The organism is Salipiger sp. D13, from assembly GCF_003703915.1.
Classification (GTDB): Bacteria; Pseudomonadota; Alphaproteobacteria; order Rhodobacterales; family Rhodobacteraceae; genus Salipiger; species Salipiger profundus.
On the sequence record NZ_RAPJ01000071.1, the window covers coordinates 1 to 17,837 of the forward strand.

The 17,837-nt window shown below is 66.5% G+C and carries 21 protein-coding genes and 1 pseudogene; 10 read left to right on the forward strand and 12 right to left on the reverse strand.

Translation table 11 applies throughout. From position 1 onward, the window contains the following. From D6860_RS24600 to D6860_RS24610, 3 genes are all read left to right on the forward strand, one after another. A partial coding sequence (locus D6860_RS24600) for a DNA translocase FtsK (protein ID WP_254681429.1) occupies positions 1-1,741 on the forward strand: 1,741 nt, incomplete at its 5' end. Between the two features lie 152 nt (positions 1,742-1,893). After that, the gene (locus D6860_RS24605) at positions 1,894-2,481 is read left to right on the forward strand and encodes an exopolysaccharide biosynthesis protein (RefSeq protein ID WP_076625349.1); all 588 of its coding nucleotides are present in this window, start codon (positions 1,894-1,896) and stop codon (positions 2,479-2,481) included. A 73-nt stretch (positions 2,482-2,554) separates the two neighbouring features. After that, positions 2,555-3,139: a LolA family protein gene (locus D6860_RS24610; protein WP_076623448.1), complete on the forward strand. Its 585-nt coding sequence runs from the start codon at positions 2,555-2,557 to the stop codon at positions 3,137-3,139. A 34-nt stretch (positions 3,140-3,173) separates the two neighbouring features. Here the strand turns inward: D6860_RS24610 and D6860_RS24615 are convergent, their stop codons facing one another. Continuing rightward, positions 3,174-3,764 carry a transglycosylase SLT domain-containing protein gene (locus tag D6860_RS24615; protein WP_076623449.1) on the reverse strand — a complete coding sequence of 197 codons (591 nt, stop codon included), beginning with the start codon at positions 3,762-3,764 and terminating at the stop codon, positions 3,174-3,176. 251 nt (positions 3,765-4,015) lie between these two features. Here D6860_RS24615 and hspQ point away from each other — a divergent pair, with 251 nt between their 5' ends. Continuing rightward, positions 4,016-4,342 (forward strand): heat shock protein HspQ, encoded by a 327-nt coding sequence (gene hspQ / locus D6860_RS24620; RefSeq protein ID WP_017467480.1) that lies wholly within the window; start codon positions 4,016-4,018, stop codon positions 4,340-4,342. Between the two features lie 105 nt (positions 4,343-4,447). Here the strand turns inward: hspQ and D6860_RS24625 are convergent, their stop codons facing one another. The 6 genes from D6860_RS24625 to D6860_RS24650 all read right to left on the reverse strand — a co-directional run bounded on the left by D6860_RS24625 (position 4,448) and on the right by D6860_RS24650 (position 10,185). Then, a complete protein-coding gene (locus D6860_RS24625; protein ID WP_076623450.1) occupies positions 4,448-5,494 on the reverse strand; it encodes a threonine aldolase family protein in 1,047 nt (348 codons plus the stop codon). Further along, positions 5,494-5,967 (reverse strand): YcgN family cysteine cluster protein, encoded by a 474-nt coding sequence (locus tag D6860_RS24630; RefSeq protein ID WP_017467478.1) that lies wholly within the window; start codon positions 5,965-5,967, stop codon positions 5,494-5,496. The genes D6860_RS24625 and D6860_RS24630 overlap by 1 nt, the downstream gene beginning before the upstream one ends. Further along, a complete protein-coding gene (locus D6860_RS24635; protein ID WP_076623451.1) occupies positions 5,964-6,896 on the reverse strand; it encodes a bifunctional riboflavin kinase/FAD synthetase in 933 nt (310 codons plus the stop codon). Before D6860_RS24635 ends, D6860_RS24630 begins: the two co-directional genes overlap by 4 nt. 104 nt (positions 6,897-7,000) lie before the next feature. Then, a complete protein-coding gene (locus D6860_RS24640; RefSeq protein ID WP_017469493.1) occupies positions 7,001-7,654 on the reverse strand; it encodes a YggS family pyridoxal phosphate-dependent enzyme in 654 nt (217 codons plus the stop codon). Beyond that, positions 7,645-9,117 carry a tetratricopeptide repeat-containing sulfotransferase family protein gene (locus D6860_RS24645; RefSeq protein ID WP_076623452.1) on the reverse strand — a complete coding sequence of 491 codons (1,473 nt, stop codon included), beginning with the start codon at positions 9,115-9,117 and terminating at the stop codon, positions 7,645-7,647. The genes D6860_RS24640 and D6860_RS24645 overlap by 10 nt, the downstream gene beginning before the upstream one ends. 93 nt (positions 9,118-9,210) lie before the next feature. After that, entirely contained in the window at positions 9,211-10,185 is a 975-nt protein-coding gene (locus D6860_RS24650; RefSeq protein WP_076623453.1) for a porin, read from the reverse strand. Positions 10,186-10,466: 281 nt separating this feature from the next. Here D6860_RS24650 and D6860_RS24655 point away from each other — a divergent pair, with 281 nt between their 5' ends. Further along, positions 10,467-10,997 (forward strand): DUF3576 domain-containing protein, encoded by a 531-nt coding sequence (locus D6860_RS24655; protein WP_076623454.1) that lies wholly within the window; start codon positions 10,467-10,469, stop codon positions 10,995-10,997. 59 nt (positions 10,998-11,056) lie between these two features. On the opposite strand, the gene D6860_RS24660 is transcribed toward D6860_RS24655, so the two are convergent. Both D6860_RS24660 and D6860_RS24665 read right to left on the reverse strand, forming a co-directional pair. Then, positions 11,057-11,371 (reverse strand): DUF1244 domain-containing protein, encoded by a 315-nt coding sequence (locus D6860_RS24660; RefSeq protein WP_017468549.1) that lies wholly within the window; start codon positions 11,369-11,371, stop codon positions 11,057-11,059. A 17-nt stretch (positions 11,372-11,388) separates the two neighbouring features. Then, on the reverse strand, positions 11,389-12,126 hold the full coding sequence (locus D6860_RS24665) for an N-formylglutamate amidohydrolase (RefSeq protein ID WP_076623455.1): 738 nt from the start codon (positions 12,124-12,126) through the stop codon (positions 11,389-11,391). 154 nt (positions 12,127-12,280) lie between these two features. Between D6860_RS24665 and pyk the strand changes: the two genes are divergently transcribed. From pyk to rplT, 5 genes are all read left to right on the forward strand, one after another. After that, positions 12,281-13,726 (forward strand): pyruvate kinase, encoded by a 1,446-nt coding sequence (gene pyk / locus D6860_RS24670; protein ID WP_076623456.1) that lies wholly within the window; start codon positions 12,281-12,283, stop codon positions 13,724-13,726. A 71-nt stretch (positions 13,727-13,797) separates the two neighbouring features. After that, positions 13,798-15,120 (forward strand): methyl-accepting chemotaxis protein, encoded by a 1,323-nt coding sequence (locus tag D6860_RS24675; RefSeq protein ID WP_076623457.1) that lies wholly within the window; start codon positions 13,798-13,800, stop codon positions 15,118-15,120. Positions 15,121-15,199: 79 nt separating this feature from the next. Then, positions 15,200-15,424 (forward strand): hypothetical protein, encoded by a 225-nt coding sequence (locus D6860_RS24680; protein ID WP_076623458.1) that lies wholly within the window; start codon positions 15,200-15,202, stop codon positions 15,422-15,424. 125 nt (positions 15,425-15,549) lie between these two features. Beyond that, positions 15,550-15,750 carry a 50S ribosomal protein L35 gene (gene rpmI, locus D6860_RS24685; RefSeq protein ID WP_076623459.1) on the forward strand — a complete coding sequence of 67 codons (201 nt, stop codon included), beginning with the start codon at positions 15,550-15,552 and terminating at the stop codon, positions 15,748-15,750. 17 nt (positions 15,751-15,767) lie between these two features. Next, positions 15,768-16,133 carry a 50S ribosomal protein L20 gene (gene rplT, locus D6860_RS24690; protein ID WP_076623460.1) on the forward strand — a complete coding sequence of 122 codons (366 nt, stop codon included), beginning with the start codon at positions 15,768-15,770 and terminating at the stop codon, positions 16,131-16,133. 92 nt (positions 16,134-16,225) lie between these two features. Here rplT and D6860_RS24695 read toward each other — a convergent pair whose 3' ends face one another. The 3 genes and pseudogenes from D6860_RS24695 to D6860_RS24705 form a co-directional block, all read right to left on the reverse strand. Further along, the gene (locus D6860_RS24695; protein WP_076623461.1) at positions 16,226-16,951 is read right to left on the reverse strand and encodes a hypothetical protein; all 726 of its coding nucleotides are present in this window, start codon (positions 16,949-16,951) and stop codon (positions 16,226-16,228) included. A 254-nt stretch (positions 16,952-17,205) separates the two neighbouring features. Continuing rightward, the gene (locus D6860_RS24700; protein WP_128549322.1) at positions 17,206-17,388 is read right to left on the reverse strand and encodes a hypothetical protein; all 183 of its coding nucleotides are present in this window, start codon (positions 17,386-17,388) and stop codon (positions 17,206-17,208) included. 258 nt (positions 17,389-17,646) lie between these two features. Continuing rightward, a pseudogene (locus D6860_RS24705) lies at positions 17,647-17,837 on the reverse strand (hypothetical protein); the annotation flags it as partial.

Here is a 17,837-nt window from a genome sequence, read left to right on the forward strand (position 1 = left end):
GACGCCCGCGATGCCCCGCGAGCAGCGGGTCGCGCCGGCTCCGTCTCCCGCGCCGGCCCCGGCTCCCGCCCCGTCTCCGGCCCGCGCGCCGGCCGCGGCCGCGGCCGCGGCATCGGACCAGCCGACGCGCGTGGTGCAGAAGAGCGAACCGACCCCGATGCAGCCCGCCGCGCAGGCGCATGGCGCAGGTGCGCAGACCGTGGGGCTCGAGGATCCGGCATCGGATTACGAGTTCCCGCCGCTCAGCCTGCTGACCAACCCCGAGGCCATCGAGCGCCATCACCTCAGCGACGAGGCGCTCGAGGAGAACGCGCGGATGCTCGAGACGGTGCTCGAGGACTACGGCGTGAAGGGCGAGATCGTCTCGGTCCGCCCCGGCCCGGTGGTCACCATGTACGAGCTGGAGCCCGCGCCCGGTCTGAAGGCAAGCCGTGTCATCGGTCTGTCCGACGATATCGCCCGGTCGATGTCGGCGCTGTCGGCGCGGGTCTCGACCGTGCCGGGCCGCTCGGTGATCGGCATCGAACTGCCCAACGACAACCGCGAGATGGTGAGCTTCCGCGAGATCCTCTCGAGCCGCGACTACGGCGACGGCAACCAGAAGCTGCCGCTGGCGCTCGGCAAGGACATCGGCGGCGACGCGATGGTCGCCAACCTCGCCAAGATGCCTCACCTGCTGATCGCGGGCACCACGGGCTCGGGCAAGTCGGTGGCGATCAACACGATGATCCTGTCGCTGCTCTACAAGCTCAGCCCCGACGACCTGCGGCTGGTGATGATCGACCCCAAGATGCTGGAACTGTCGGTCTACGACGGCATCCCGCACCTGCTGTCGCCGGTGGTGACCGACCCCAAGAAGGCCGTCGTGGCGCTGAAGTGGGTCGTGGGCGAAATGGAAGACCGCTACCGCAAGATGTCGAAGATGGGCGTCCGCAACATCGACGGCTACAACGGCCGCGTCGCGGAGGCGCTGAAGAAGGGCGAGATGTTCTCGCGCACGGTGCAGACCGGCTTCGACGACGACACCGGCGAGCCGGTGTTCGAGACGGAAGAGATCGAACCGAAGAAGATGCCCTACATCGTCGTCATCGTCGACGAGATGGCCGACCTGATGATGGTCGCGGGGAAAGAGATCGAGGCCTGCATCCAGCGTCTTGCGCAGATGGCGCGGGCGAGCGGCATCCACCTGATCATGGCCACGCAGCGCCCCTCGGTCGACGTCATCACCGGCACCATCAAGGCGAACTTCCCGACCCGGATTTCCTTCCAGGTCACCTCGAAGATCGACAGTCGCACCATCCTCGGCGAGATGGGCGCCGAGCAGCTGCTGGGCATGGGTGACATGCTCTACATGGCGGGCGGTGCCAAGATCACCCGCTGCCACGGGCCGTTCGTGTCGGACGAAGAGGTCGAGGAGGTGGTCAACCACCTCAAGGCCTTCGGCCCGCCGGAATACGTCAGCGGCGTGCAGCAGGGCCCCGACGACGAGAAGGCCGACAACATCGACGCGGTGCTGGGTCTCAACACCGGTGGCAACACCGGCGGCGAGGACGCGCTCTACGACCAGGCGGTGGCCATCGTCATCAAGGACCGCAAGTGCTCGACCTCCTATATCCAGCGCAAGCTGGGCATCGGCTACAACAAGGCCGCGCGCCTGGTGGAGCAGATGGAAGACGAGGGTGTCGTGTCGTCGGCGAACCATGTCGGCAAGCGCGAGATCCTGGTGCCGGAACAGGCCTGACCGTCCGAAGTGGGGGCGCTGCCCCCACACCCCCGGGATATTTTCAGCCAGAAGAAGGCAGGGGCGGCCTCCCCTCCCCTGCCGCCGGAGTTCACGGGATCGGGAACGGGTTTCGCCCTGCGGCGTTGGATGGCGACCCGATGGAGATCCCGATGCCGTCCGACCAATCCGTCAATGCCCTGCTCGACACGCTGAACGACCGCGCCCGGCACGAGGCGCAGGTCTCGGTCGGCGACGTGGTGTCGGACATCGGCGACCGTGGTCTGGGGCCGTTGCTCTTCGTCCCGGCGCTGCTGGTGATCTCGCCGCTCGGGGCGATCCCGACCGTGCCGAGCCTCTTTGCCGTGGCCATCCTGCTCATCGCGGTGCAGAGCCTGTTCGGCCAGAGCCGGATCTGGCTGCCGCAGATGGTGCGGGAGCGCTCGGTCGAGGACCAGAGCATCCATCATGCGACCGACCGGCTGAGACCCTGGGCAGACAGGCTCGACGCGGTGTTCAGACCGCGTCTGGAGGTGCTGAGTGCACCACCGGTGCAGAAGTTCGCCGCGGTGCTGGTGGCGGTTCTCTGCCTCATGGTGCCGCCGCTCGAACTGGTGCCCTTCGCGGCGCTGATCCCGATGCTTGCCATCGCGCTGCTGGGATTGGCGATCACGCTCAATGACGGCATTCTCATGGCAATTGCGCTCGTGGCGGCGGCGGCCGCCTTGATCGGCGGCGGCTGGCTGCTGATATCCGCCTGAGCGGCACCGCTATCGCATAACCTGTCCCCGTCTGGCATGCGGGGCCGACCAGAGCAGGACAAAGGAAGACCATATGCTCCGACTCATTCCCGTCGCGCTGACCGCGCTGATGCTGACCGCCTTTCCGGCGGCGGCGCAGAAACTCTCGCTGAACCAGATCTCGCAGTACCTGAACTCGATCCAGTCCGCGAAGAGCCCGTTCACGCAGATCAACGGCGACGGTTCGATCTCGACCGGCACCATCTACATCAAGCGGCCGGGCAAGGCGCGGTTCGAATACAATCCGCCGGAGCAGGCGCTGGTGCTGGCGTGGTCGGGCGCGGTCTACATCTTCGACCGCAAGGTCGGCGGTCAGCCCGAGACCTACCCGCTGAGCCAGACGCCGCTGTCGATCATCCTTGCGCGGAACGTGAACCTCGGCCGGGCCGGCATGGTCACGGGGCACGGCTACGACGGCACCGCCACCACGGTGACCGCGCAGGATCCCAAGCGGCCGGAATACGGGTCGATCCAGATGAAGTTCACCGGCAACCCGGTCGAGCTGCGCCAGTGGATCATCACCGACGGCAACGGATCGAAGACGACCGTGGTGCTGGGTGGGCTTCAGAAGACCAGCCTGTCGAACAGCGTCTTCGATGTGAACAGGGTGGCGAACTGACGCCACCCCGAAAAGCCACGAACGCGCGGCGGGCTCAGCGTGCCGCGCGGCAATTGGCGAGCTGGACCTCGTAGATGAGGGCGCGGTTGCCGACCTCGTCAGCCACCCGCAGAAGCCAGGCCTTGCTGTTGTAGCTGCCCCGCGAGAAGCCGGCGCGGCCCTCGTGGTAGGCGAGGTACTGGTTGCGGGCGTCGCGCAGGCTCAGCCCGAGCCGGTCGCGCGAGCCGGCCATGTACCAGCCCATGAAGTCCGTGGCATCGCGGATGTCGTCGCGGCGGGCGCGGCGCGTGCCGGTCAGTTCCAGGTATTCGTCCCAGGTGCCGTCGAGCGCCTGGCTGTACCCGAAGGCCGAGCTCTGTCTGCCGTAGGGGATCACGCCGAGCGCGTAGCGGAACGGGGTCCTCGCGTCGGACTTGAACTTGCTTTCCTGGTAGATCGTCGCCATCTGGACGTGCACGGGCACGCCCCACTTGCGTTCCGCCGCGCGCATGGCGCGGAAGTAATGGGGGCGTTGCTCGAGAATCGAACAGGCGTCGTCAAGGTTGCGGGGCGAGGTACCGCTGCCTCCGCCGCCACAGGACGCCGCAAGAAGAACGATCACCAACGCGCGAAGCCATCTGCTCATCTGCCTCTCGCTTTTCGTTGTATTTTTGGTCTACTGCCTCGGGCTCATGGTATCGCATCGCGCCGGATCTTGGAATCACATTTCCGCTGGAAACCGGGGGCGCAGGTCTTACCTTATTGGAATGTGATGAAGGTGGCGTGCCCCGGCCGGGGCACTGTCGGAAGCAGGTTCACAGAGTGTTTCCGTGGAAATACCTCCTTCAATTGGACAACTTGCCGCGAAAATGACAAGACTTGGTCCAAGAGGTTGATATGAATACACAGCGCGCAAAATACCATCTGGGCCAGGTCGTCCGTCATCGGAAGCATCCGTTCCGCGGCGTCGTGTTCGATGTCGACCCCGAGTTCAGCAACACCGAGGAATGGTACGAGGCGATTCCCGAGGACTCGCGTCCGACCCGGGATCAGCCATTCTACCACCTGCTCGCGGAGAACGAACAGAGCTTCTACGTGGCCTACGTGTCCGAGCAGAACCTGATCGCGGATTACTCGGGCGAGCCGGTCGACCATCCCGACATCCCCGAGATATTCGGGGCGTTCAACGACGGCAGCTACGAGCTTCATTTCCAGATGAACTGACCCCGGCGACGGGGCAGATGCCCCGCGCCCGAGGGAAGCCCTGGGTTGAAACTCTCCCTGAGAGGGCAGCGTGGGCCGGCACTGCTCGGCCCAGCGTGCCGCCTGTCAGGCGATCGCGTCGGCCACGGTGTCGAGGAAAGCCGTGACGGCCTCGGGGGTGACCGACCAGTCGCAGACGAGCCGGGCCAGCGCAGGTGCGTCGTCGGGGCCCTCGGCGGCGCCCCAGAGGCTGTAGACGGCGCCGGCGGCCTGCACCTTGCGGTGGGCGGCGCGGGACATCTCGAAGAACACGATGTTGGCGTGACGGTCGTTGGCGACGGTCAGGCCCAAGCCCTTGAGCCCCTGCACGAGTTGATCGCAGCGCGCATTGGCCCGTTCGGCCAGATCGCGCCAGAGATCGTCCTGCAGGTAGGCGTCCATCTGGGCCGCGAGATAGCGGTGCTTGGAGAAGAGCAGGGCGCCGCGCTTGCGGCGACGCTCGAAGCCGCGCGCCTTCTCCGGGTCGAAGATCAGCACCGCCTCGACACCCATCAGGCCGTTCTTGGTGCCGCCGAAGACGCAGACGTCGACGCCGGCCTTCCAGCTCATCTCGGCCGGGGTGGCGCCGAGCTTCACGGCGGCGTTGGCGAAGCGGGCGCCGTCGAGGTGCACCGGCAGGCCGTAGTCATGTGCCACGTCCGCCAGCGCGCGGATCTCGTCGAGCGAGTAGACGTTGCCGCGCTCGGTGAGCTGGGTGATCGAGACGGGCCCGCGCTCGGGGCCGTGCACGCCGCGGCTTTCCTCGGCCTCGATGGCGGCGCGCAGGGCGTCGGGGGTCATGCGGTCGCTGTTGCCGACGAGGGTCAGCTTGGCGCCACCGGTGAAGAACTCGGGCGCGTTGCACTCGTCTTCGTGGATATGCGCGACCGGCGAGCAGAACACCGTGGCATAGGGCGGGCAAAGCGTGGCGAGCGCCAGCACGTTCGCGGCGGTGCCCGTGGGCACGAGGTAGACCGCCGCCTCGGGGGCCTCGAAGAGGGCGCGCAGGCGTTCGGTGACATCCCGGGTCAGGGCGTCGTCGCCGTAGCCCGCGACGTGGCCGTCGTTGGCACGGGCGAGCGCCTCGAGCACCTGCGGCGGGACCGGGCCGGAATTGTCGGAGGCAAAGAACATCAGGTCGGCTCCTCGATGATATGGTCTTCCCAGTCGTCCTCGTCGATCTCGAACTCGGGCACGGTGCGGTGGCGCATCGAGACGCCCGCCTGGTGCACGGTCTCGGGATCGCCCGAGATCAGCGGGTGCCAGTCGTGGAGCGGCTTGCCCTGCCAGAGCAGCCGGTAGGCGCAGGTCTCGGGCATCCAGTAGGCGTGATCGTCGATGTTGGACGGTTTCAGCACGATGCACTCGGGCACGAACTGGTGGCGGATCGGATATTGCGCGCAGCGACAGCTCTCGTCGTCGAACAGCCGGCAGGCGACGCAGGTCAGGGCGACCTCGCCGCTTTCCTCGTCCTCGAGCTTGTTGAGGCAGCACTTGCCGCAGCCGTCGCAGAGCGCTTCCCATTCGCGGTCGGTCATCTGGTCGAGCGGCTTGCGCTCCCAGAAGCGGGGCGCAAGACCGCCGCGGTCGATGGGATCGTCGCTCATGGGGCGGACAGCACGTCGCGGGCGCGGGCGCAGTCGGCGTCCATCTGCGCGATGAGGGCATCGAGGTCGTCGAACTTCTGCTCGGGGCGCAGGTAGTCCACCAGCCCGACCGAGAGTGTGGCGCCGTAGAGGTCGCCCTTGAAGTCGAAGAGGAAGGTCTCGAGGTTCGGAGTGTTCTCGCCGAACATGGGCCGCACCCCGATGGAGGCGGCGCCGTGATACTGGCCCTTGTGCTCGCCGGTCAGAACGTCGACCAGCACAGCGTAGACGCCGAGCTTCGGCGGGTGCAGCCCGTCTATGGACATGTTGGCGGTGGGATAGCCCAGCTCGCGGCCGCGCTGCTCGCCGCCGATCACGGTGCCCTCGATGCGGTGCCAGTGGCCGAGAAGCGCCGCTGCCTCGCGCGGGCGTCCGTCGGTCAGGGCCTGCCGGATCGCGGTCGAGCTCACCTGTCCGCCGTCATGGGCAAGGATCTCGGCCACGGTCACGCCGAACCCCATCTCGGCGCCGAAGCGCTTCAGGTGCTCGACGGTGCCCGCACGGTTCTTGCCGAAGCAGAAATCCGCGCCGACCACCACGTGCGACAGGCCCAGCCCGTCGGCGATCACCCGGCGGGCGAACTCCTCGGGGGTGAGCGCCGCGAGCGCGTTGTTGAAGTTGAGCTCGTAGAGACGGTCGACCCCGAGCTTGGCCAGCCGCGTGGCACGCGCCTTCGACGACATCAGCCGGAAGGGCGGGGCGTCGGGGGCGAAATATTCGCGCGGGTGCGGCTCGAAGGTGAGCACGCCGAGCGGCGCGCCGCCGCCCGCCTCCCGCGCGAGGTCGATGACCGCCTGGTGGCCGCGATGCACGCCGTCGAAATTCCCGATGGCGACGCTGGCGCCTCGGTCCTCGGGGTCGACGTATTGATAGTCCCGGATGATCCGCATGGCGCAGGCCTAGCCCCGACCGCGACCATGCGCAAGGCAGGGCGGAACACGCGCGGGCGATTGCGCATCACCTGCCGGATTCGGGTGCGCGGGGCGGGGCCGCGTCATCCGTAGTCGCGTTCGCCGAAGATCGCCGAGCCCACGCGGACATGGGTCGCGCCGAGCGAAATCGCCTCCTCGAAATCCGAGCTCATGCCCATCGACAGACCCTCGAGCCCGTTGCGGGCGGCGATCTTGGCGAGCAGGGCGAAATGCAGCGACGGCGTTTCCTCGACCGGCGGGATGCACATCAGACCCTTGATCGGCAGGTCGAGGGCGCGCACCTCGGCGATGAAGGCGTCGGCCTCGGCGGGCAGGATGCCGGCCTTCTGCGGCTCTTCGCCGGTGTTGACCTGCACGAAGAGATCGGGGCAGGCGCCGGTCTCCTGCGCGAGCCGCGCCAGCGTGTTGGCAAGCTTCGGCCGGTCGACCGAGTGGATCGCCGAGAACAGCTCCATCGCCTGCCGCGCCTTGTTGGTCTGCAGCGGGCCGATCAGGTGGACATCGACGCCCTCGAACCGTTCCTTGAAGGCGGGCCACTTGCCCTGCGCCTCCTGCACCTTGTTCTCGCCGAACAGACGGTGGCCCTGCTCGAGCACCGCCTCGACCCGTTCGAGCGGCTGCACCTTGCTCACCGCGATGAGCTGCACCGACCCGGGCGCGCGGCCCGCCTCGGATTCGGCTTTCGCGACGCGGTCGCGGATCTCGGTCAGTCCCATGGTTCGTCTCCCCAAGCGTCGAAGAAGGGTTTCAGCTCGCGCTCGAAGCGGGTCCAGGCCTGCGCAGAGCTGCGGTAGATCGGCTGCCGGACCTGGCTCACGCTGAGCGTCTTCACGGCGTCGGTCTGGCGGTAGAATTCGAGGCAGGCGTCCTGCCAGTCAAGACCGGCGGCGGCGACCAGCGCGCGCGATTGCGGCTCGGGATCGGCCACGAGCGCCTCATAGCGGACCTCGTGGATCACGCCGGTCAGGGCGGCCTTCCAGTGCGCCACCGTCCGGTTGAAGCGCTTGATGGCGTGGGCGATGTCGGCAAGGTCGTTGCCGTAGCGATGGGTGCCGGTCTCGAAGAAGTTGCGGTAGATCGACAGGGCGATGTCGCGCGGATCGCGGCGCACCACGATGACGCGCGCGCCGGGCAGGGCATGATGCAGAAGCCCGAGGATCAGGTATGACAGGATCGACTTGTCGGTGATGACCGGCGTGTCGCCTGGCACGTCGCGGCGGGCGAGCGTGGTGTAGCGTTCGGCGAAGCGACGAATCTTTTCAGCCGGTTCCTCGGCGAGCGGGCGCATCGCTTCGCCCGCGCCGAACAGCCGGTAGGCCTGTTTCAGTGCGATCCCGAGCTCGCCGCCGGCGGCGACGTCGCCGTGCGCGGCGATTACCCGCTCGACCAGCGTGGTGCCCGAGCGCGGCATCCCGGTCACGAAGACCGGACGCGGGGACAGGCCGTCGCCATCGGACAGGGGCGAGGTCAGCCCCTCCTGCGCGGCGATCACCCGGGCGAACTCGCGGTCCTGCGCGGCCGGGTCGTAGGGCGCCTGCGCGCGCTGGAGCGCGTTGGCGCGCGCGATGCAGGCAAAACCTTTTTCGGCATGACCCGTCTCGTCCAGTGCCTTGCCGAGCGCGAAGCCCATGTGCAGCCGCTGGGTGTCGGGCAGATCCTTGCGGGTCCAGAGCCGCTCCATCGCCGGAATCAGCGGGTCGGCGGGCGTCAGCTTCTTGGTCGCGAGGAAGATGCGGTAGAGCTGCGCCTGCCCCGGGTTGCGCTTGATAAGCCGGCGGAAGATCTTCTCGGCCTCGTCGAAGCGCCCGAGAAGCTGCAGGTAATGCGCCTTGTCGGCTTCGGGCTTCAGGGTGTTGCCGCCCGCGGCGATCAGCCGGTCATAGGCGGCGAGCGCGTCGTCGGAGAGACCGAAGTGCCGGAAGCGGTCTGCCGCGTGTTGCGTGAGCTGCGCATGGTTCGGCGCCAGCGCCACGGCGCGGCGCAGGTGGCTGACACAGGCCTCGCGGTCGCCTTCCTCGAAGGCGATGCGCGAAAGCTGGAAGGGGTGTTCGGGATTCGCGGGGTCGGCCTGCGCCAGCTGGGTCAGCGCTGCCCTTGCCTGTGGCAGGCGTCCGCGGGACATCTCGGCCTTGGCCTGCTGGACAAGGCGGGTCTTCATCGCGGGCGAAAGCGGCAGCATGGGGCAGGCGGGTCCTCTCGCGGTCGAACCGGTCGTTCCAAAAGAAAAGAGCGGGCAATTGCCCGCTCTTCCTTACCTCAATCTCCGGGGAGATTAGAAGTTCATGCGCAGACCGAGCGACCAGGTGTCGTAGTCAGCGGAGGAACCGGCAACGTCAGCTTCGTTGTAGCTGTAGCCCATGCGTGCCTCGAGACCGCCACCCAGGTCGTAGGTGCCTGCCAGGCCGTAGCCGGACCAGGTGTCGCCGTCCTGGTCGAACTGACCCCAGTTCAGGCCAACCGCGATTGCGTTCATCTCGTAGCCGAAGCCGACGCCGACGTGGTCGAGATCGTCAACACCGGAGATGTCGCTGTTCCACACCGAGTAGGTCACGCCAGCCGAGAAGCCGTTCGCGAATGCGCCGGTGACTGCAACACCGGTGGTGTCGCCGTAGTCTTCGAGGGTCTGGTAGCCCAGGCCAACGGTGAGGTCGACCATGGAGACTTGGCCGCTCCAGGACACGCCGAGGCCCCAGACGGTTTCGCCGAGACCGGCAACGTCTGCGCCGTCTGCGACCTGCTCGGCCGACAGCGAGAAGGTGAAGTCGCTGTAGGCGTAGTCGAAGCGAGCGATCTGACCGTCGCCGAAGCCGTCGAAGCCGTCTGCGTCGCCGTAGTCGCCGTCACCGTCGTTGAAGCCGAGGTGCGCGGTTTCGTCGTCAGCCAGCGTGCCGCCTGCGAGCGCCATCTCGGGGAGACGTGCGTCGAATGCACCGTCGGTGTCGCCCATGGTCAGGGTCGCGCCGCCGTAGGAGACGAAGATGGTCTCGCCGCCCTGGGTGTTGGGGCTCTCGAACGGCTGGCCGTTGCCGGCTTCGTCGATGTCGATCGATGCGCCGAAGGTCAGGCCGTTGTCCGACTCACCGGTCATGGTGAAGGTGACGTCGATGTCGGTGAAGAACTGGGTGTCGGCGGTCTCGGTGTTCGGGTTGTAGATGCCCATTTCGGCCATCCCGGACAGTGCGATCTCTGCCGAGGCAACGCCTGCGGTTGCAACCAGCGCGGTGGTAGCAAACAGAATCTTTTTCATTGTTTCCCTCATGTGTTCGTAAGGCACGTACCAATCCGGATAGCCCGGCCTTGATGGGCTTTCTATGCGCCTTCGGACCCCGGCTTTGCAACTGGTCGGTGCGGGCCGTGCGGAACAAGCCAATCAGTGATGCGCAATTGCCACAACGCATTTCGGGGCCGGCTTCGAGCGCGCATAGGGGCGGAAAATGCCGGGGCCATAGACGACTTGTCGCGCGCCCTGACGCCGAGTATGCAGGGGCACACTACTTACGGATTACCGACGGGCAGGAGCTTGGGCAGATGAACAAGATGCGGATGGCGACCGGAGTCGTTCTTGTGAGCGGCGCGCTGATGCTCTCCGGCTGCGGCACCATGCAGGGATGGTTCGACGGTCGCGGCGCCGACACGCAGAATGTCCCGCCGGGCAACGCCGAAACCTCCGAGCGGATCATCGAGCAGGAGATCTACGGTCGCGAGGGGCGCCCGACCTCGACCATCTGGGACATCTTCGGCAACCGCGGAGACGCCGGACAGGTCGGTGCGGTGAACAAGTACATCTGGAACGCCTCGCTCGACGTGCTCGACTTCCTGCCCGTTGAATCGGTCGACCCGTTCACCGGCGTCATCTCGACGGGCTACGGGACCCCGCCGGGCGGTGGCCGTGCCTACCGTGCGACGATCTACGTGTCCGACCCGGCGCTCGACGCGCGGTCGCTGAACGTGGCGATCCAGACCCGCTCGGGCCCGGTCGACGGCGCCACCGTGCGGGCAGTCGAGGACGCGATCCTCACCCGGGCCCGCCAGCTGCGCGCCCGCGACAGCAACCTCTGAGCGCCGCCGCGGACAGGCTTTCCTGTCGAAGGGCCCCGCCGTGGCGGGGCCGCTGCGGTTCAGCCGTCCTTGCCCACGTTCTCGCGGAAGGCGACGTCGAAGGCGGCCTTCTTGGCATCGTCCGCCTCGGTCTGGTTCTTCGCCTTCCAGTCGTCATAGGGCATGCCGTAGTAGACTTCGCGCGCCTCTTCCTTGGTCATCTCGATGCCACGCTCGTTCGCGGCCTCCTGGTACCAGCGCGACAGGCAGTTGCGGCAGAACCCTGCTAGGTTCATCAGGTCGATGTTCTGCACGTCCTCACGGTCTTCCATGAGGTGCTTGCGCAGCCTGCGAAAGGCCGCGGCCTCGATCTCGGTCCGGGTCTGGTCGTCCATGGTCGTCTTCTCCTCCGTCAGTCGGGCACCTTGGTCAGCGCCGCCTGGATCAGCGGCGCGAGACGGGCGCCCCAGTGGGTCTGGGCCTGCTCGGTCTCGATCAGGTCGTTGCGCACTTCGATCAGCGTGTTGATCCTGCCGTGGTGCAGGGCATGCCGGTCGATGGAATCCCCGGGAAGGTGGCCGGGGTAGGGCTGGTTGCGGCCGACGGTCAGGTCGGGCTCGTCCTCGAGCGCGGCGATCAGCGGATCGGCGAGCCGTCTGTCCCAGGCGTGCAGGATCCCCACGTGCCACGGCCGCGACGGGCGCCCGCGCAGCTGTCGGGTAAAGGAATGAACCGCGATGATCACCGTGTCGTCGCGCGCCGCTGCGAGCCCCGCCACCGCCTCGTGGTAGGGGCGGTAGTAGGCGTCGAGCCGGCGCTGCTTCTCGGTGGCATCGGCGGCGCGGTTTCCCGGGATCACCGACCCGTCGTAGAGGCGCATCAGCAGCGTGGGATCGTCCTCGCCGCGGTTCGGATCGATCACCAGCCGCGAGAAGTCGGCCCAGGCCAGCGGCGAATCGAGCGCCTCGGCCAGGCCCCGCGCCACGCCCAGTGCGCCTACATCGTAGGCAATGTGACGCGCCATGTCGTCGGCGGGCAGCCCGAGGGTTCCACCGAGGTCGGGTGGCACGCTATTCGAGGCGTGATCGCAGGTGACCAGAAATCTTCCTTTCCGGCCCTCTCCCTCTATGTGGTATGGCGTATAGGTCATGAAGTGTGCCCTGTTTCCGCGAAACACCCTTAGAGCAGTTGTGCGCAGAAGGGAATTGGGCAATACCCGGGGCGGGCGTTAGCGGTAACCGATGCAGGCCGCCCCGTTCCGGCGGGTGCCCCGAGACAGACGAACCGGAGCAGGGGAGACGGAAATGAGACGTTTGCGCAAAGTGAAGATCGTGGCGACGCTGGGACCCGCCAGCAACACCTACGAGATGATCCGGACATTGCATGAGGCCGGCGCCGACGTGTTCCGCCTCAACATGAGCCACGGCACCCACGAGGACATCACCAAGATGCACCGGGCCATCCGGCAGGTGGAAAAGGACCTCGACAGCCCCATCGCCATTCTCGCCGACCTGCAGGGCCCCAAGCTCCGCGTGGGCGAGTTCGAGAACGGCGAGGAAGAGCTCGACTGGGGCGAGACCTTCCGTCTCGATCTCGACGAGACTCCCGGCACGAAGAAGCGCGTCTGCCTGCCGCACCCCGAGATCTTCCAGGCGCTCGGCGTCGGAGCCCATCTTCTGGTCAACGACGGCAAGATCCGCCTGCGGGTCGAGGAATGCGGCGATGATTTCGCCAATTGCGTCGTCGAGGCCGGCGGCACGATCTCGAACCGGAAGGGCGTGAACGTGCCCGACGTCGTGCTGCCGCTGGCGGCGCTGTCGGACAAGGACCGCAAGGATCTCGAGTTCGCGGCGGCGCTCGGCGTCGACTGGCTGGCGCTGAGCTTCGTGCAGCGCCCCGAGGACGTCGAAGAGGCACGCAAGCTCTGCGAGGGCCGGGCCGCCATCCTGTCGAAGATCGAGAAACCCGCCGCGGTGAAATCCTTCGACAAGATCCTCGAGGCGTCCGACGGCATCATGGTCGCCCGTGGCGACCTTGGGGTCGAGCTGCCCGTGCAGGCGGTGCCGCCGATCCAGAAGCGCCTGATCCGCCAGTGCCGCAGCGCAGGAAAGCCGGTGATCGTGGCAACGCAGATGCTCGAATCGATGATCGAGAGCCCGATGCCCACCCGCGCCGAGGTGTCCGACGTGGCGACCGCCATCTACGAGGGTTCGGACGCGATCATGCTCTCGGCGGAGTCGGCGGCCGGACAGTATCCGGTCGAGGCGGTGACCACGATGAACAACGTGGCGATCGGCGTCGAGAAGGATCCGACCTACACCGAGATCATCGAGGCGAGCCGCAACATCGCCAAGGAAAGCGTCGCCGACGGCATCGTCGCCGCCGCGCGCGAGATCGCCGAGACCGCGGGCATCAAGGTCATCTGCTGCTTCACCTCGTCTGGCACCACGGTGGCCAAGGTGGCGCGCGAACGGCCCCGCGTGCCGATCATCGCCATGACCTCGCTGCGCGGCACCGCGCGCCGGCTGTCGCTGACATGGGGCGTGAACTGCGTGATGACCGGCGAACTCGAGCGCTTCAAGCAGGCTGTGGTCAACGCGGCGCGCGCCGCCCGGGCACAGGGCTACGCGGGCACCGAGGACCAGATCGTCGTGACCGCCGGTGTGCCGTTCAACATGCCCGGCACCACCAACATCCTGCGCGTCGCCCCGTGCGACGAGCGGCTGATCTACTCCACCGACCCGGAGTGATCGTCACGCCTTAAGGATCTGTTCGCGTCTCTGCGCTAGGGATGCGGACAGAATCCGCCGGAGGCCGTGACATGCACCCATCCTTCCTCGATCGCTGGACGCCGGACCTGAAAGAGACCGGCGCGCAGCTTTATCCGCTCATCATCGACGCCTTCGAGCCGATGATCCGCAGCGTCTATGGGCGGGCGATCAACATCGCTCCGGAAGACCTGCCTGACACCGTCGTCGCGGTGGAGAAGCAGAAGCTGGCCCTCATCCTGCGCGGCGAGTTCGGCGCGGAGTATGAGGCACTTCAGCAAGGCATCATCGACAACCTTCTTGCCACCGGGATCGACTGGCAGAGCTACATGAGCGGCTACGCCGACTATCAGGCAGGGATCACCGGGCTTGTGGTCGATGCGCATGGCCGTGGGAGGGCTGAGCCGGAGAAGAAGCGCCGGGCCCGCGCGGCGCCGCCGGCAGAGCCCTTCGACCTGAACGCTGCGGTTCTTGTCGTGCAGCTTGCGACCACCGGCGATTCGACCGTCACGCTGGAGCGGTTCTTCCACGACATGCAGCGCGAGGCCGCGGGCGAGCGGCAGCGCCTGCTGGACCGTCTCTTTTCCTCAATCGGCAAGCGGGTGCAGGAACTCGCGCGGGTCTCGACCGACATGCGCACCACCTTCGACGCGCTCGAGCAGCGCACCATGAGCCAGGCCGCGTCGCTCGAGGAAAACACCGCCTCCATGACCGAGCTGTCGGGCACCGTGTCCGAGACCGCCAGCAGCGCACAACGGTCGGCGGAGCTTGCGAACGCGGCCAACCAGCAGTCGCACTCGGCACGGGCCGAGCTCACGGCCACGCAGGACGCCATTACCTCCGTGGTCGAAAGCACCGCGAACATCCGCAATTTCGTCGACGTGGTGGACAAGATCGCGCTGCAGACGAAGCTGCTCGCGCTCAACGCTTCGGTCGAGGCCGCGCGGGCCGGTGATCACGGGCGCGGCTTCGGCGTGGTGGCGACAGAGGTGCGCGCCCTGGCCGAGCAGTCATCGAAATCCGCCGCCGAGGTTGCCGAGGTCATCGGCGACATCACCGACAAGATGGACCGCATTACCCTCCAGTCCGAGCGTCTTTCGGACACGCTGGAGGCCCTCGCACAGGGCATCGCGCAGGTGGCAGAAACCTTCGGCGCGATCGAGGCGATGACCCGCGACCAGAGTGCCTCGGTGCAGCAGGTCGGCGCGGTTCAGCACCAGCTTGACGGGATCACGCAAGAGAACGCCTCGGCGGTCAACGAGGCCGCCGAGCAGGTCCGCTTGCTCGACCGGATCGTCGAAGAGATCGGCGGCCGCATCGGAGAGTTCCAGGCGGATGCCCGCGTTGACGAGGTGCCCCTGAGTTCCGCCGCCTGACCGCCGCCGGTGGCAGAGGCGCTTTGGGCGGGGCGCGGAGCGTGCTAGGCTTGTCTCCGGATTTCTTCGCGGGGCCGTCATGCAGCCTGATCATGCGCTCGTTCTCGGGCTCTTTCTCGTGGTGCTCTCGGTGCCAGCGGTGATTTCGGCCTATTCCGAGCGGCGCCCGCCGCGGGTCGGCGCCGTCGTCGGCGTCGCGGGGCTCGCGCTGCTGCTCCACGGCCATGTCCACACGCCGGGCGGATATGCGCCCGATGATGTTCCGGAGGCGCTTTACGGGGTCATCGGGGACATCATCCGCTGAGCCAGGGCCAGGGGATTTCCCTTGCATGAAAGCGCGTGTCGGCCTATAGGGCGCGCTCAACCTGCGCGGCCGGCCGTCGAGGCATGCCGAGTCGCGTGACACCTCCAGACTTCAAGGAGATCCAAATGCCCAAGATGAAGACCAAGTCGAGCGCCAAGAAGCGCTTCAAGGTGACCGGGACCGGCAAGGTCGTGGCAGGTCAGGCCGGCAAGCGCCACGGCATGATCAAGCGCACGACCAAGTTCATTCGTGACGCCCGCGGCACGACCACGCTCAGCAAGCCCGACGCGAAGATCGTCAAGGGCTACATGCCCTACGACCGCTGATAGAGGAGAGCTGACACATGGCACGAGTCAAAGGTGGTACCGTCACCCACGCCCGTCACAAGAAGGTCATCGATCAGGCGAAAGGCTACTACGGCCGTCGCAAGAACACCTTCAAGGTCGCAGCCCAGGCCGTCGACAAGGCGAACCAGTATGCGACCCGCGACCGCAAGAACCGCAAGCGCAACTTCCGCGCGCTGTGGATCCAGCGGATCAACGCCGCCGTGCGCGCGCATGACGAGTCGCTGACCTACTCCAAGTTCATCAACGGTCTGACCAAGGCCGGGATCGAGGTCGATCGCAAGGTCCTCGCCGATCTCGCCGTTCACGAGCCCGTCGCCTTCGGCGCGATCGTGGATCAGGCCAAGGGTGCGCTGGCCGCCTGAGGCCCGCTGTATCCCTGTGAGATGAAAACCGCGCCCGATGCATCGGGCGCGGTTTTTTCATGATTCCGGCCGGCGCGCACCCGCCGGGGGCGTCAGATCCCGTGGAGGGTGTCGCCCGCCCCGGTCGCCTTGAAGATGTCCTCGAAAACCGGGTGGAAGAGATCGGGCTCGCCCTTGTAGGCATCCGACCGCGCCAGCGGGAGCAGGTGCACGTCCGGCCGATGGTGAAGGTCGGGCGAAACGTCCTCGGGACGGCAGACGAAGCGCATCGTGACCGACGCGGCGGGCAGCCGCGCGCAGGCCTGCCTCAGCGCCGCGTAGCGCGCCTCGGTCAGGTGGAAGTCGGACCACGGACGGTCGACCATCCCGGCGGCGATCTGCAGGTTGGGCTGGATATTGGACCACAGGCAGCACAGCGCCCGGTCGCCCGCCCCGAACCGCTCCGAAAGGGCGCGATACTTTCCGACGATGGCGGCCTCTGCCGGCGCCAGCTCGTCCAGACTGTCGAGCTGCAACGCGGGTTTACCGATCTCCTTGTTGATGTGCCAGAAATAGAGCCCGTCCTGCCGGCGCGCCTGTGCCAGCCCGTTGCGCAGCTCGAGCTCGTCGAGTCCACGAAGCGGGATCTCCCGCGCCTCAAGAACCGCCGCGGACGCATCGGGCGTGCTGATGAGCCAGTCGAACGGACCTGCGAACAGCTCGGCGCCCGACACGGTGGACAGCGCGAATTCGATGAGCCGGGATTGCTGCAACTGGAATTGGACGATGCAGGAGCATCCGATGGGCAGGATCATCCGGTCGGGATCGCGATACGCCATGCGGCCTCCTGAAGAGTGCGTCCCGCCACCCGGTCGCGGCAGCCCGATTGCCAATGTTCCATAAGTTTGCACACCCAGATGATTCGGCGACTGCATGTCGTATAACTATCTTATGTACTTCAGATACTTGCTATGGGCCGCTCTTCCCCGCAAAGCATAAGCATGCACAGTTGACACATAAGCATGCACGGTTGCGGCCAAGAAAAGGCCCGCAATGCGAGTCCTGAAACGTCCATACCGGTATTGGCCAGCCGCTATTCGTCCAGCGCCACCTCCATGAGTTTGTCGCCGTCGATCATGTCCGGATCCCTTGTCGGATCAACGAACTTGCCCGGCTGGATCTCATCGAAATGAATGTGGGAGAGCAGGTGGGCGATCTGCTCTTCAGGGTTCACATGGCTGGCCAGAACCGGGACTCTTGGCAGGATGAGCATCAATGGCCATTCCGGTTCCTTATCAGCGCCTTGAAACGGTCGAGGAGCTTTTCATTGGACTTTGGGCCCGACGCAAAGGCGTGCTGACATTCGTCGTGGTAGAGGCCAGGGACGCCCTGTTCGCGACATTGATGGCGAACCATGTTCCAGAGTTCACCCTGGGTGCGCCGGGAGTTCGCGTGTTATCCGAGTGCCTCACGTGTCTTGTGGCCAAGATCTTTCCAGCTGATCGAACCGTCCAGGGTCAGGACTCGTTCTCTCTCAAAGCCAGAAGACTACGGTCGCAGCGAATGCGATTGCTGAGAAGAAGGTTGGTGGGCAGCGGTCATGACGGGTCGCGACCCTCCCCCAGTCCTTGAGCCTGCCGAACATGATCTCGATCGGGTTGCGATGTTTGTAGCGGCGCTTGTCCAATGCCCGGCAGGGCATTGCGCAGCAATGTCCCGTGTATG

Bases quoted from the DNA above. Each gene is read 5' to 3' on its own strand.
- D6860_RS24665 (WP_076623455.1), bottom strand. From the start codon at position 12,126: ATGACCTATACGCCATACCACATAGAGGGAGAGGGCCGGAAAGGAAGA.
- D6860_RS24655 (WP_076623454.1), top strand. From the start codon at position 10,467: ATGAACAAGATGCGGATGGCGACCGGAGTCGTTCTTGTGAGCGGCGCG.
- D6860_RS24635 (WP_076623451.1), bottom strand. From the start codon at position 6,896: ATGCGGATCATCCGGGACTATCAATACGTCGACCCCGAGGACCGAGGC.
- pyk (WP_076623456.1), top strand. From the start codon at position 12,281: ATGAGACGTTTGCGCAAAGTGAAGATCGTGGCGACGCTGGGACCCGCC.
- D6860_RS24660 (WP_017468549.1), bottom strand. From the start codon at position 11,371: ATGGACGACCAGACCCGGACCGAGATCGAGGCCGCGGCCTTTCGCAGG.
- D6860_RS24605 (WP_076625349.1), top strand. From the start codon at position 1,894: ATGCCGTCCGACCAATCCGTCAATGCCCTGCTCGACACGCTGAACGAC.
- D6860_RS24640 (WP_017469493.1), bottom strand. From the start codon at position 7,654: ATGGGACTGACCGAGATCCGCGACCGCGTCGCGAAAGCCGAATCCGAG.
- D6860_RS24680 (WP_076623458.1), top strand. From the start codon at position 15,200: ATGCAGCCTGATCATGCGCTCGTTCTCGGGCTCTTTCTCGTGGTGCTC.
- D6860_RS24675 (WP_076623457.1), top strand. From the start codon at position 13,798: ATGCACCCATCCTTCCTCGATCGCTGGACGCCGGACCTGAAAGAGACC.
- D6860_RS24630 (WP_017467478.1), bottom strand. From the start codon at position 5,967: ATGAGCGACGATCCCATCGACCGCGGCGGTCTTGCGCCCCGCTTCTGG.
- D6860_RS24650 (WP_076623453.1), bottom strand. From the start codon at position 10,185: ATGAAAAAGATTCTGTTTGCTACCACCGCGCTGGTTGCAACCGCAGGC.
- D6860_RS24615 (WP_076623449.1), bottom strand. From the start codon at position 3,764: ATGAGCAGATGGCTTCGCGCGTTGGTGATCGTTCTTCTTGCGGCGTCC.
- D6860_RS24645 (WP_076623452.1), bottom strand. From the start codon at position 9,117: ATGCTGCCGCTTTCGCCCGCGATGAAGACCCGCCTTGTCCAGCAGGCC.
- hspQ (WP_017467480.1), top strand. From the start codon at position 4,016: ATGAATACACAGCGCGCAAAATACCATCTGGGCCAGGTCGTCCGTCAT.
- D6860_RS24695 (WP_076623461.1), bottom strand. From the start codon at position 16,951: ATGGCGTATCGCGATCCCGACCGGATGATCCTGCCCATCGGATGCTCC.
- rplT (WP_076623460.1), top strand. From the start codon at position 15,768: ATGGCACGAGTCAAAGGTGGTACCGTCACCCACGCCCGTCACAAGAAG.
- D6860_RS24625 (WP_076623450.1), bottom strand. From the start codon at position 5,494: ATGTTCTTTGCCTCCGACAATTCCGGCCCGGTCCCGCCGCAGGTGCTC.
- rpmI (WP_076623459.1), top strand. From the start codon at position 15,550: ATGCCCAAGATGAAGACCAAGTCGAGCGCCAAGAAGCGCTTCAAGGTG.
- D6860_RS24610 (WP_076623448.1), top strand. From the start codon at position 2,555: ATGCTCCGACTCATTCCCGTCGCGCTGACCGCGCTGATGCTGACCGCC.